11 protein-coding genes are annotated in these 13,336 nt (G+C 63.3%); 9 read left to right on the forward strand and 2 right to left on the reverse strand.

Annotation, left to right across the window (positions count from 1 at the left end; all coding sequences use genetic code 11):
* Nucleotides 1-235 precede the first annotated feature (235 nt).
* From JOE60_RS05695 to JOE60_RS05705, 3 genes are read left to right on the forward strand one after another with little or no spacing between them, the layout of a single operon-like run.
* Nucleotides 236-781, forward strand: a complete 546-nt coding sequence (locus tag JOE60_RS05695) for a WhiB family transcriptional regulator (protein ID WP_167264670.1) — start codon at nucleotides 236-238, stop codon at nucleotides 779-781.
* Nucleotides 782-792: 11 nt separating this feature from the next.
* Complete coding sequence (locus tag JOE60_RS05700) at nucleotides 793-4,143, forward strand: glycosyltransferase (RefSeq protein ID WP_167264671.1); 3,351 nt, start codon at nucleotides 793-795, stop codon at nucleotides 4,141-4,143.
* Nucleotides 4,136-5,806 carry a DUF5719 family protein gene (locus JOE60_RS05705; protein WP_167264672.1) on the forward strand — a complete coding sequence of 557 codons (1,671 nt, stop codon included), beginning with the start codon at nucleotides 4,136-4,138 and terminating at the stop codon, nucleotides 5,804-5,806. Before JOE60_RS05700 ends, JOE60_RS05705 begins: the two co-directional genes overlap by 8 nt.
* A 36-nt stretch (nucleotides 5,807-5,842) precedes the next feature.
* On the opposite strand, the gene JOE60_RS05710 is transcribed toward JOE60_RS05705, so the two are convergent.
* Nucleotides 5,843-6,361, reverse strand: a complete 519-nt coding sequence (locus JOE60_RS05710) for a metallopeptidase family protein (RefSeq protein ID WP_167264673.1) — start codon at nucleotides 6,359-6,361, stop codon at nucleotides 5,843-5,845.
* A gap of 143 nt (nucleotides 6,362-6,504) precedes the next feature.
* On the opposite strand from JOE60_RS05710, the gene JOE60_RS05715 reads away from it, so the two are divergent.
* The 4 genes from JOE60_RS05715 (at nucleotide 6,505) to JOE60_RS05730 (ending at nucleotide 10,049) form a co-directional block, all read left to right on the forward strand.
* Nucleotides 6,505-6,894: a DUF3499 domain-containing protein gene (locus tag JOE60_RS05715; protein WP_204814849.1), complete on the forward strand. Its 390-nt coding sequence runs from the start codon at nucleotides 6,505-6,507 to the stop codon at nucleotides 6,892-6,894.
* Nucleotides 6,895-6,938: 44 nt separating this feature from the next.
* Complete coding sequence (locus JOE60_RS05720) at nucleotides 6,939-7,157, forward strand: Trm112 family protein (RefSeq protein WP_167264675.1); 219 nt, start codon at nucleotides 6,939-6,941, stop codon at nucleotides 7,155-7,157.
* Nucleotides 7,158-7,202: 45 nt separating this feature from the next.
* Complete coding sequence (ahcY, locus tag JOE60_RS05725) at nucleotides 7,203-8,681, forward strand: adenosylhomocysteinase (protein ID WP_167264676.1); 1,479 nt, start codon at nucleotides 7,203-7,205, stop codon at nucleotides 8,679-8,681.
* Between the two features lie 147 nt (nucleotides 8,682-8,828).
* Entirely contained in the window at nucleotides 8,829-10,049 is a 1,221-nt protein-coding gene (locus JOE60_RS05730) for a L,D-transpeptidase (RefSeq protein WP_167264677.1), read from the forward strand.
* 48 nt (nucleotides 10,050-10,097) lie between these two features.
* On the opposite strand, the gene JOE60_RS05735 is transcribed toward JOE60_RS05730, so the two are convergent.
* Entirely contained in the window at nucleotides 10,098-10,901 is an 804-nt protein-coding gene (locus tag JOE60_RS05735) for an RDD family protein (protein ID WP_167264678.1), read from the reverse strand.
* A gap of 105 nt (nucleotides 10,902-11,006) precedes the next feature.
* On the opposite strand from JOE60_RS05735, the gene JOE60_RS05740 reads away from it, so the two are divergent.
* Together JOE60_RS05740 and JOE60_RS05745 are read left to right on the forward strand one after the other, a co-directional pair.
* The gene (locus JOE60_RS05740) at nucleotides 11,007-11,999 is read left to right on the forward strand and encodes a stage II sporulation protein M (RefSeq protein ID WP_204814850.1); all 993 of its coding nucleotides are present in this window, start codon (nucleotides 11,007-11,009) and stop codon (nucleotides 11,997-11,999) included.
* Between the two features lie 139 nt (nucleotides 12,000-12,138).
* Nucleotides 12,139-13,323, forward strand: coding sequence for a TIGR01906 family membrane protein (locus JOE60_RS05745; protein WP_338112527.1), 1,185 nt, complete (start codon nucleotides 12,139-12,141; stop codon nucleotides 13,321-13,323).
* Nucleotides 13,324-13,336 lie beyond the last annotated feature (13 nt).

The raw sequence follows: 13,336 nt of genomic DNA on the forward strand, positions 1-13,336 counted from the left end.
CCCTTCAGTGGGTCGACCGGACTGCGTGCTTGGCCGCGCACAAAACAGCCCCCGAAAAATTCGGGCGTGGCGCATCCCACTTTTCTACAGTTTCTTGATTATTATCCCGGCGTGGCTTGACTGTGGGTAGTTACACGCGTGTAATTAGTAATCAACGCCGCTGCACAGGGGGCCGGAAATTCACCGGTCATCGAAACTACATTCAGGCAGCAGCTGCAAACTCAGGAGGGACGCCATGGGGCAAGCGTTGCGTATCCAGGAAGATGCAGTCGTCGCAGAACATGCGTCGGTGAAATACCGATCGCGGGAAGTACCGGGGGACTGGTACGTGGACCCGGCGGATCCGGAAGCGGCAGACCGCTACAACCAGAACGTGCAGCAATCGCTGGAGGAGCAGGCTACGGCGCTTCTCGCAGCCCATGAAGCTTTGATCGGTGACCTGCCGGCAGGGCCGGACGATGATTTGGACGATCCTCCCATGGAGCTGCGTCGTCCCACCGAAATCCCGGGACAGCCTGTATGGATCGGGCTCCCCGGCCAGGGTGACTTCGACGACGAAGGTGAACTCGGCTGGCAGACCGACGCGCTGTGCGCCCAGACTGATCCGGAAGCATTCTTCCCGGAAAAGGGTGGGTCCACCCGGGATGCCAAGAAAGTGTGCGGTGCGTGCAATGTTCGCTCGCAGTGCTTGGAATATGCACTTGCCAATGACGAACGATTTGGTATTTGGGGTGGCCTCTCGGAGAGGGAACGTCGCCGTTTGAGGAAGCGAGCGGTCTAATTCTTAAGGAAGTGCACGTCACCGCCGTCGTGGTGTCCCACGACGGCGGCGACTATCTCCCCAGAACCCTGGCGGCACTGTCGAACCAAACGCGTTCGGCAGATGCCGCCATTGGCGTTGATACAGGCTCCACCGACAATTCGGAGAACCTGCTCCGTCAAGCTTTGGGCACCAACAATGTCACCCTTTTCACCCAGGCGAAGTCCGGCTTTGGTGCCGCCGTCCGGGCGGGCCTCCGTGAACTGGCACCTGCAGCGACTGAATCGGAAAGCAACCGATCAGAGTGGATCTGGTTGCTTCATGATGACGCTGCACCCGCGCCGGATGCACTTGCTGAACTGCTCCATGCCGTGGAGAGGGCCCCGTCCGTCACCGTGGCCGGCTGCAAGCAACTCGGTTGGGATCACGAACGCCGGCTGGTGGATGTGGGATTGTCCACGAGCCGCTGGGCTGAGCGCCTCACGCTGATCGACGCCGACGAAGTTGATCAGGGACAGTACGACGCACGTTCTGACGCCTTCGCCGTCAACTCTGCAGGCATGCTCATCCGCCGCGACGTTTGGGAGCAATTGCAGGGGTTTGACCCCGCACTGCCCGGGAGCGGCGACGACGTCGACTTCTGCTGGCGGAACCGGCTGGCTGGAAACCGCGTGGTGGTAGTCCCCAGCGCCCGTATGTTCCACGTGGAGCACAGGCCGCATGGATTGGGAACCTCTGCCGCAGCCCGCAAGGCACAGGTCCACATGAGGCTCAAGCACACCGTTTGGTGGAAGGTCCCCTTCCACGCGGTGGGAGCGCTGTTCGGTGCAATCGTCAGGCTGCTTTTGAGCATCCTGGTCAAAGAGCCGGGCTACGGCTTCTCCCAGTTCACGGCCACTGTTGCGGCCCTGGTCCGTCCCGGTGCAATCCTCAGGGGCCGCAAAGTGGCGGCCAGGTCACGGAGCATCCGCCGCTCGGTGGTTCGCAATCTGCAAACACCAACCCGTGACGTGCGGGCCCACCGTCGTTCCTTGCTGGAGGCCATCCGCCCGGATGACGACCCAGCCGCGGTATCGGACCTTCTTGCTCCCGAGCCAAGTGGCGATGCCGCAGACGATTTCACCGCACTGGCAACGAACGAGCGCGGCTGGGTAGGCACCGGCGCGGTTGCCGCGGCCGGAATCGCCTTGGTTGCCGCCGTGGTGGGGCTGCTGGGACTCCTCCGTTCCGAAGCCGTGGCAGGCGGCGGATTGCTGCCGCTCTCCGACTCCGCCGGCGACATCTGGGCCAACGCCACCACGTGGTGGATCTCCTTGGGGACCGGATTGCCGGGCCACGGCGATCCCTTCGCCTTCGTCCTGTGGTTGCTTTCACTCTTTGGTGGCGGGGATGGCAGCGCAGCAATGGTGTGGCTGTTGATCCTTGCCATGCCACTGTCCGCCATAGCGGCCTGGTTCGCTGCCGGTGCACTGACCACCAAACGACGGTTCCGGACGGTGGCCGCGCTTGCGTGGGCTGCGGCGCCAGGACTCTTGATTGCCATTAATCAGGGGCGGGTGGGTGCCCTGATTGCCCACCTGATGATGCCGCTGCTGCTCCTGGCACTACTGCGGGCCTCCGGATCCGCAATAGGGCAGGGCCGCCCTGCCGGGATTTCCCCCTACAGCCGGCGGCCGGCCAAGGCTGCCGCCAAACCCGGTATCAACGGGTTTCCATCCTGGACGGCCGCAGCTGCTGCGGGCCTGGCCATGGCCGTGGTCACGGCCTCGGCCCCGTCACTTCTGGGACCCCTGGCCGTCATCGTCATCCTGGCCGCTGTTGTTCTGGGCCATCGGGGACGGACGCTCTGGTGGTCCTTGTTGCCGTCCCTGGTCCTGTTCCTTCCGTACGCCATCTCCGTGATGGACCGCCCGCGGTCACTCCTGGCCGATCCCGGGCTGCCGTTGGGATTCGATGCCGCCCCGCTGTGGCAGCAACTGCTGGGACAGCCTTTGGCGTTCACCGTCGACGGCGGCCTGAACGGTCTGTCCGCCTTTGGCCCTGGCGCTGTTCCATGGGCCCTGCTGTTGGCTCTCCTGGTCAGCGCACCGATCCTCGTTCTCGCGGTGGTGGCGCTCTTCCTTCCCGGTCAACGCACGGCCATTGCCAGGGTGTTTTGGGTGGCGGCTTTGGCCACGTTGGCCTGCAGCTGGTTGGTGGGCCACGTGGCCACGGGCGTGAACGGCAACGTGATTGTTGGTCCCTACACCGGGCCTGCAGTCTCTGTTGCGGGAATGCTGCTCCTCGGTGCGGCAGTCATTGGCGCGGACAAGCTTTTTGCCGCCCCGCGGAAGCGGCCGGATGCCGCACAGCCCAAATTTCCGCTGCGGCGCGCGGCCTCTATTGTTGTCATGACCTTGCTCATTGCCGGCCCCTTGGCGGGCATGGGCGCGTGGGTGGCCCGGAACATTCTCCAATCATCGCCACAGGCCGGTGCCGCGCCGGTTCCTGCGCCCAAACCCTCTACTGGCCTGGGCGCGGCCCGTTTGGTGTGGCCACTGGACACCACCGCACTTCCCGCTACGGCCGTGGACCGTGGGACCGGGCCGGAACGCACCCGCACGCTGGTAATAACCAGCGGCGAGCAAGGCGCGTTCACGTCTTCTCTGATGCGGGGCGCTGGAACCACGTTGGACGGCTTGTCCACGATTGCCTCCGCCAGGACCATCATTGGTGCTCCGGGGCGTGAGGAAATTGTCACCGACGATGCCTCAACTGCGGCCGTTCGCAGGGCAGTTGCCACCATCGTGGCCAGTTCCGGCGTGGACCCACGTCCCGATCTTGAACAACTCGGTGCAGGCTTCGTGGTGCTGAAGGCCGCAGACAACGCCGCCCAACTTACTGCCAGCCGCATCGATGCGGTTCCAGGCCTGGTGGCCGTGGGCCAAACGGACGCTGGATGGCTGTGGAGGGTGACGCCGGCGAACCAGCCCGCGGCCACAGCAGCTGACGTGGCCCACAGGGTCCGGATCCTGGACGCCCAAGGTGCAACTGTGGGGACGCTGCCGTCGTCTGAAGTTTCCGTCGCTGCCGGCGTCCCGGCCGGCGCCGAAGGGCGCAAGGTTGTGCTGGCTGAAAGGGCCGACCCAGGGTGGTCGGCGACGCTGGATGGCAGGCAATTGACGTCCGGTACCTCAGGGTGGTCACAGGCGTTTGAGCTTCCGGCCACTGGCGGATCACTGGAGATCCGCTACACCAACCCGTGGGCCCTGTGGTTGGGCATTCTGCAGGCAGTGGTCATGGGGCTGACGCTCCTGCTGGCTGTCCCGATGCCCGCCCGCCGCACCAGAACAGGGATGTCGAGGGATGAAGTTTCCCTCCGTAAGGAGTACAGCAGTGTCTGACGACAGCAAGAAGACGCCCGAGGAATCCCCGGACACCGCTGCCGTCCGGACCTCCCGGTCGGCCAACCGCGGAGCGTCGCGAAGCACCCGGACGTCCCGGAAGGCTGCGGTCACGGGCGCCCTCTCCGCCGTGGTCATACTGGCTGCAGGTGGCGGAGCGGTCACTGCGGCGGCCATGATGCCGGCATCCTCGGGCAGCACCACCATGGAGATTCGTCAGGCTGACGTGCCTGCCGGAAACGCTTTGGGTGTATGTCCCGAGCCTGCACGGCTGCTGAACGGAGCAGCAGATGGAACGGACGCGGAATTCAACCCCGTTTCCACCACTGCTTCCAGTGCTTTGAATGCCGTGGTGCTCAGCAACCCGGCGGGGACCATCCCGGGGAGCAAAGTGACGTCACTGGCCGGCGACAACGTTGCCGTAATCGCCAAAGAACCCACCGCCACTCCGACGCCCACGGTGGGTCCGCCGATCCTGTCGGCCAGTGTTTCCGCCATCAGCCCCGTGAAGGCGCCCTTGGTGGTTGCTGCCGGGGCTCTGGGAAACGAGCAGTCATCCATGGCGGCCAGCCTTGAGTATTCGGCGACCGACGGCGACCTCCGGGGACTTGCAACAGCCCAATGCCAGGCACCCGGCAACGATGCCTGGTTGATGGGCGCCAATACGGCGCTTGGCAGAACTGCGGTGTTGAACCTCAGCAACGCGTCAGAGACACCGGCAACGGTGAACCTGGAGCTCTTCGGCAGCAAGGGTCAGGTCCAGGCCCCTGGCGCACGCGGACTCCTGGTGGCCCCGGGGACAACCCGCGCGGTCAACCTGGCAGGGCTGGCTCCCAACGAAGCCGTGTTGGCGATCCACCTCCGCAGCACAGGCGGCCCGGTATCGGGCACTGTCCAGCAGAGCGTCCTGCGCGGCCTGGCCCCAGGCGGCGTCGAGTATCTTTCCCCCGGAACCGGACCGTCCAACCTGCAGGTGATGTCCGGCGTCGACATCCAGGACCCCGCAGCAACCAAGGCCCTGGCCGCCCGTGCCGGCTTCGCCGATGCTGTTCCGGCCCTGCAGATCGCCGTCCCAGGATCAACGGATGCCGTGGTGCAGGTCAGCCTGTACGGCGCCAACGGGGAACGGAAGATCGCCAATGGCGGGGTAGTCACAGTCAAGGGCGGAACGGTGGCAACGGTGGATCTGGACGATGTCCCCGCAGGTACCTATACCGTGAAGGCCAGCTCCGATGTGTCCCTGGTAGCCTCCGCGCGCATCACCCGCGGAACCAAGGCTGAGGATGCTACCGACTTTGGTTGGTCGCCGTCGTCGGCCCGCCTCGGCAGCCAGCACCTGGTGGCTGTGCCCCGTGAAGGCCAGCGCGCACTGACGTTCGGCGTCCCTGAAGGCCGCGCCACCGTCAGCTATGCCCCCATCACGGCAGATGGAACCGTGGGGAAGACTGTGGATGTGGATATGAGCGGTGGAACCACCTCAAGCATTGAGCTTCCGGCCAAGTCCGGCGATTCCGCGATAGCAGGCTATTTGGTGTCCGCCTCCGGTGACCCGGTGTACGGGGCGCTGGTGCTGGGCAAACAGGGCCGGGCAGATGTTTCTGTGGTTGCCATCCAGGATGCCGCAGCAGGCTTTGAGAAGGTACCTGTTTCAGTGGGCTACTAGCCTGCCGGGCCAGCCGCGGAGGCCGGTGCGTCGTCGCTATTGGTAACGGCGGCGGTACACCGGATCCAGGGTCTCCGGGGGCACGCCCAACATTTCCGCCGTGTACTCCACCACCACGTCATGGACCAGGTCCTGCAGCTCCTCGCGGGTGTTGGCTGCCTGTTCCACTACGCGCCGGTAAACAGTGATGATGGGGGCCTCGCCGCGGCCGCCCGGCGTGTAGGAACCCATGGGGGCCGTGGTGCCCGTGGCAACGAGCTGCTCAAGGTTGGGCGGTATCTCATCCACGGCAAAAAGGACCCCGTCCAATTGTTTGCCCCACATGTCCTGCAACCGCTCGGCGGAGTCCAGGACCATGTCATCAAACCGCTCGGAACGGGAACGGAATCCGGGAAGGTTGGGAAGCATCAGTTCGCCTCGGAGCCCGCGTCCGTGCCGGCTGCGCCGGCGCTGCCGGAAGCCGCGACCGGCCGCCTGTCCGGGTTCCTGCGCCTGACTGTCATCGGCGTCGGTCCACCGGACGGTAAAGCCGGGAACGTGTGGCTGTGACTGCATGTACTGACTTTAGTACCGGTCAACCCCCAATGCGACTTCAACGCGTCCCCGGTGGTTTGCGGGCGTCGGAAGGGGACACGGGTTGCCGGCCAAGTGCTCCCAAATGCGATGTTCGGAGTCCTGTGGCGCTAATCTGGGATGTTGTGGGTGCTATTCGTCAATGTTCAAGATCAGCTTGCCGCCAGTCAGCGGTGGCTACGTTGACGTACGTGTACGCAGACTCCACTGCCGTTCTGGGGCCGTTGGCAACATACGCCGAACCGCACGCCTACGATCTCTGTGCCCAGCATGCGCAAAGCCTGACTGTGCCCCGTGGATGGGAAGTGCTTCGCCTGGCGATGCCCTCCACTCCGCCGGAGCCGGGACCCGACGACTTGCTGGCCCTTGCCAACGCTGTCCGGGAAGCTGCTTCCGCGGCTCCGGAAACCCCTGCCCGGGGCAGCCACAGTCCCATGGAACCGCCCGCAGAGGCTGAAGGAACGCGGCGCGGCCACCTGCGCATCCTGCGCGGTAGTGTGGAAGCTGCAGATTAAACCGCCAGCGGCGCCGCAGAGGCGCCACCCAGGGAGCATCATTCATGCCAAAGGTCAGTCCTGAACTGTTGTCCATCCTGCGTTGCCCCGTCACGGGTTCGCCGCTGGTCCAGGAGGGCGAGGAACTGGTTTCCACCTCCGCCGCCGCGGATGGGGAAAAACTTCGCTACTCCATCGAGGACGGCATCCCGCTGCTCCTGCCCCGTGAATTGCTGGCCGCGGCGCACGCTGCGTCCTCCGACCAGCACGATTCCAAGGCCTGAGCCACTTTTCTTCATCAAGACCGCACGGCACCATAAAGGACTTCCATGACTTTTGATTACAAAGTAGCTGACATTTCCCTGGCCGAGGCCGGCCGTCACCAGATCCGCCTGGCAGAACACGAAATGCCCGGATTGATGTCACTCCGCGAAGAGTTTGGCGCTTCCCAGCCGCTCAAGGGTGCTCGCATTGCAGGATCGCTGCACATGACTGTCCAGACAGCCGTGCTGATCGAAACCCTCACCGCGTTGGGAGCCCAGGTTCGTTGGGCTTCCTGCAATATCTTCTCCACCCAGGATGAGGCCGCCGCAGCCGTGGTGGTGGGGACCGGAACTCCCGAGGATCCGCAGGGTGTGCCTGTTTTCGCCTGGAAGGGCGAAACTCTGGAGGAATACTGGTGGACCGCCGAGCAGATCCTCACTTGGCCCGGAGCGGACACTGATCCCGAGTTGGGTCCCAACATGATTCTCGACGACGGCGGCGACGCCACACTGCTGCTGCACAAGGGCGTCGAATTCGAAGCCGCGGGAGCCGTTCCTTCCGCAACCGGGGAAGATCCGGAAGAGTACCGCCTCATCCTGGACCTCCTCCGCAAGACACTGGCCGCGGACCCGCAGAAGTGGACCAGGCTTGCGGCCCGCATTGAGGGCGTTACCGAGGAAACAACCACGGGTGTCCACCGCCTGTACCAGCTCGCCGAGCAGGGCAAGTTGCTCTTCCCGGCCATCAACGTCAACGACTCCGTGACCAAGAGCAAGTTCGACAACAAATACGGCATCCGCCATTCCCTGCCCGACGGCATCAACCGCGCAACGGACGTCCTCATGGGCGGCAAGGTGGCTGTGGTCTGCGGTTATGGCGACGTTGGCAAGGGTGCCGCAGAGGCCTTGCGGGGCCAGGGTTCACGCGTGATTGTCACGGAAATCGACCCCATCTGTGCGCTGCAGGCCGCCATGGACGGCTACCAGGTGGCCAAGCTGGAGTCTGTTCTGGCGCAGGGGGACATCTTCATCACCACCACCGGAAACAAGGACGTCATCCTGGCCGAACACATGCTGGGAATGAAGAACAAGGCGATTGTGGGCAACATCGGCCACTTCGACAACGAGATCGACATTGCCGGCCTCACGAAGATTCCCGGCGTCAAGAAGGTTGAAATCAAGCCTCAGGTGCACGAATGGGTCTTCGAAGAAGGTTCCGACTCGGAGCGGTCCATCATTGTCCTTTCCGAGGGCAGGCTCCTGAACCTCGGCAATGCCACTGGCCACCCGTCGTTCGTGATGAGCAACTCATTCGCCAACCAGACCATTGCCCAGATCGAGCTGTGGACCAAGAAGGACCAGCCAGCAGGTGAGCGCGAGTACGAGAAGCAGGTATACGTACTGCCCAAGATCCTGGATGAGAAAGTGGCTCGCCTGCACCTCGACGCACTGGGCGTTGAGCTGACGGAACTCAGTAAGGACCAGGCCGAATACCTGGACCTCGACGTGGCCGGCCCTTACAAGCCTGAGCACTACCGATACTGAGAATTGGCTGACTGACCAACCCGGGCATGGTCCGGAACGTTATCCCCATTTGATGGCGAAAGGCCGGGCCCAGGCGCACTGTGCCCGGCCTTTCGGCTAGAATTGGGTGTTCAGTATTGCTTGCCGGGGGACAGGAAGACGGGAAACATGACGGAAGTTGCCACACGGAAAAAGGGCAAAATCCTTGCCATTGTGGGGGTTTGTGTCGCCCTTGCCTTGGGTGGAGTAGGCGTCGCCACGGTCCCTGGCCTGCTGGGTGGGTCCTCAACGGATGCCGCCCAAAAACCGTCACCCACTCCCACCGTGGAAGCAAAGCCGGTGGAGCTCGGTGTTACCCCCCTTGACGGCACCACGGAGTGGAACCCCGTAGTGGGTCCGCAGGTCAAAGCAGTGAACGGGAAGATCAAGGATGTCGTGGTGGAGCCCATGGGCGGAGGCGCGCCCGTCCCGGGAAAGACCAGCGCTGACGGCAGCACCTGGACCACCACTGAATTCCTGAAGTTCAAGACCCAGTACAAGTACTCCTTCACCGTGGTGGACACCGCCGGCAAGGAAACCAAGAAGTCCCAGACCTTCACCACAGTGTCCGCGGCGTTCGAGGCAGACGCTTCCATCTATCCCAGGAACGGCACTGTGGCCGGATCCGGCCAACCCATTGAAATCAACTTCAGTGAGCCAGTGGTGGATAAGGCGGCCATGCAGAAGCGGGTGGCTGTCACGGTCTCGTCCGGCCAGCCCGTGGCGTGGCACTGGTATTCGGACAAGAAAGTCCGGATCCGTCCCGAGGCGTTCTGGGCATCAGGAACCACTGTCACCGTGGACATGAAACTTCTGGGCGTGGACTTCGGCAACAAGATGATCGGCAACGGTGACGTTGTCTCCACCTTCACCACCGGGCCGCAGCGAATTGCCGTGGTGGATGACACCACCAAGACCATGAATGTGTACTCCGACGGGAAACTTCTGCGCACCGCTCCGGTGTCGCTGGGCGGCGAGGATTGGCTGTCGCCCACCGGCTACGCGGTGATCCTCGAGCAGGAACGCAAGTCCAATTTCAACGCCGGCAGCATCGGCCTCAAGCCGGGGGACAAGGGCTACTACGCGCCCATGGTGGTGGACTACGCCAACCGTCTGACGTGGTCCGGAGTCTACGTGCACCAAGCGCTTGAATCTGCGTGGGGCGCCATTGGACGCGTGAACGTATCCCACGGTTGCGTGGGCCTTCTCCCGGAGGACGCTGCCTGGTTCTTCGAGAACATGAAGACCGGTGATGTTGTCCAGATCCTGAACACCGGTGCGCCTGCGGTGGAGCCGTTGGAAGGCTTTGGGGACTGGAACATTACGTGGGCCAGCTACGCCCAAATCTAGTTCCAGTGCCCTGATGACCGCTCTCCGCCGGGTCTGCAGCCAGTTTGGCTAGGTTTCGGAGAAGGGCAGTTTGCGGAGCCTCTGCCCCCACGCCGCGTTCCTGAGCTCGGCTTGTTGCAGCCTGGCCAGTTCCCGGTTCCGGCGCTCACCCAGGACAGCACCCAGGTAGTCCTCGGGAATGGTCCCTGCCGGCGGCGGCGGGGCAACAAAAGCGGCGAGTTCCGTTGCCAGGGATGCAGCCATCGCGGCCCGTGATGCAGGTGCCATCAAATAGGCCTGTTGCACAAAAGTCCCTGCGCGTCGGGCTGTTGCATCCGGCACCCTCCCGATGTCGGCCAGCGTCACCCACTGTTGGAGATAAGGCGGCGCGGCGGTCATGATCCTCGGTTTGGACGACACCCTCTGCCTCAGCGAATACGTGCCGGCAACAATGTCGCCCAAGCGTTTCGAGCGTTCATTGAACAACGCCACGAAGATCGCCAAACCGCCAAACGTCAGGTAGATCTCAAGGACGCCGAGAAGTCCCCTGATGACCGCGTGGCGGAATCTGATGGAACCACCATCGTCGCGCACAACACGGAGGCCGGTAGCCAGTTTTCCCAGGGAACGGCCGCGGGTGAGGGTCTCAACGGCCACGGGCACAACCACCACCGAGAAGATGACGCTGCTCAGGATGAGGGCACGGATGGCCGCATCATCCAGGTCCTCCGAGGCCATGGACACCACAATGATCAGGATGATGGCCAGCACCACGTGGGCCACCACATCGATGATGAGACCCAATGCGCGTGACGCAAAAGAGGCCGGGCGCAGTTCAAGGACCACTGCCTCGCCTGTGATGATTGAACTCAACGTGCGCCCCCAAAGCTTTGTCATGGTGTGGGCCCAAATGTCCCGCACCCCTACTCTAGCTGCGCTTCAGGCCCCCGGAGCGGGTACAGACGCTAGGGTGGAGCCGTGGACATTGATGCCTTCCTGGCCGTACATGGGAACAAATGGTCGCGGCTGCATGTCCTGGCCCATAAACGGCGGCTCACCGGAGCTGAAGCCGATGAACTTCTGCGCCTCTACCAAACGGCGTCCTCACACCTGTCCCTGATCCGGTCCGTGGCGCCAGAATCGGCATTGTCGGCGTCCCTGTCCGCATCACTGGCGCAAGCGCGGACAAGGTTTACCGGAGCACGTTCGAACTTCATGGAGGACCTGGCACGCTTCTTTGTGATCGCTTTGCCCGCTGCCTTCTACCGCATCCGTTGGCTGACCATCTGGTGCGGTGTTGCGTTTGTTGTGGTGGCCGGGGCCTACGCTTTGTGGATCGGCACGTCCGCTGACGCGCTGAGGGCCGTGGCCACCGATGCCAAGGTCCAGCAGTACGTGGACGAAGATTTCATTGACTACTACTCGGAAAATCCTGCTGCGTCTTTTGCGGGTGCTGTGTGGACAAACAACGCTTGGATTTCAGCGCAGGCCGTGGCCTTCGGTGTGACCGGATTCTGGGTACCGTTCATCCTGTTCATGAATGCGCAGTCAACGGGAGTGGCCGCCGGCCTCTTCCTCGCCACAGGGAAAATGGACGTCTTCTTCAGCTACATCCTGCCGCACGGCCTCATGGAACTCACCGCCGTTTTCATTGCTTGTGCTGCGGGACTGAAGATCTTCTGGGCGATGGTCCGGCCCGGTCCGCGCACAAGAATGCAGGCCGTGGCAGATGAAGGCCGCTCCCTGATCACCGTGGCTTTGGGCCTGGTCCTGGTACTTCTGGTGTCCGGCATAGTTGAGGGATTCGTGACCCCGAGCCCCCTGCCGGTGTGGGCCAAAATCACCATTGGCGCGTTGGTATTGGCCGCCTACTGGAGCTATACATTGGTGCTGGGCGGACGTGCTGCCCGTGCTGGTGTTACCGGCGATCTTGATCCACACGATGCCGGCTACAGGAGCATCGCAGCCTAGACCTTACAGTTGCGTTGCGATCTGGTCGCGGCCGGGGTGGCTCCGCGTGTTTGCCCAGGAGCGGGCGGTAGGCTCGATTGCAGACGAGTGAGCCGGCAGTCCCCAACCGCCGGTGGATGCCTACGGAAGTGAACCCGCTGTGAGCGACAAGAGCCAAAAACCACACGAACCGGATACAGACGCCCCCAAGGACGCCGATGAGCCGGCCTTCGACTGGATGAAGCCGAAGTCCTCCGCTGGAGCCTCGCCGGCGACTCCCGCTTCCGAGGACCGGACCGCTGCTGCTGCAGGGCCGGCGTCGTCCTACCAGCGACCCTCAACCGGTCCCACCACGGCGGTTCCCACGGCGTCCCAGCCGGGAACCCGCGCCGACCGCAAGGCCGCCGAAGCGGCGGACAACGCTGCTGAGCCGTCGCTCCCAACAGACACCCAGGCTGAGGCCTCCACAGTCAAAGAATCTTCGCACTATTCAGAGCCTCTGCCCACCTCGGCCCTCCAGGTGCGTCCACCGGAAGACGAAGTGGCCCGCCGGAACGCAGAACGCGAGCAGGCAGCCAAAGTGAAGCCGATGGGTCCCCGGATCTTCCAGATACTTCTGGCTGTCTTCTACCCGATCATTCTCCTGGTTCTGGCCGTCCGAGCGGTCACCAGTCCCTTGTTCCTGTGGGTGGAATACAACCGGCCCGGGTTCCCCGGTGACGGATACGGGTTCAGCACCGACGACCGTATGACTTATGGCTCCTATGCGGTGGACTACCTCAGCAACTGGGCCGGACCCCGGTATCTTGGCGGGCTGGTCAACCAGGACGGCGCCAAACTGTTCAAGGACAGCGAAGTGGCGCACATGGCGGACGTCAAAGTGGTCATCCTGGCCGCCTTCGCCGCAGGGTTGTTGCTGATCATCCTGAGCATCATCGCCATGATCTACCTGCGGAAGCGCAGCAACGGCGGGATCCGCCGCGGCCTTTTTGCAGGCTCCATTGTCACCTTGGTGATCATCGTTGGCCTGGCCGTCCTCGCAGCCCTGAGCTGGGAACAGTTCTTCACGGAGTTCCACAGGATCTTCTTTGCCAACGGGACGTGGACGTTCTCCTTGGAAGACACCCTGATCCGCCTCTTCCCGGGGCAGTTCTGGATTGATGCCGGGATCGTCATTGGCGCCTTGGTGTTCCTGGTGGCCACGCTGACCTTCATCTTCACGTGGCCCACCAAGCGGCGCCGGGGAGCAGCGGGCGTTCAGGAAGAAGACGTGGTTGACTCCGAGGAAGATGCCGATGCTTCGAGCGAGGACAGCGAATCGTTCGCAGGAACATCCAAGCGCTAGCAACCCTTCCCAT

Source organism: Paenarthrobacter ilicis (assembly GCF_016907545.1).
Lineage (GTDB): Bacteria > Actinomycetota > Actinomycetes > Actinomycetales > Micrococcaceae > Arthrobacter > Arthrobacter ilicis.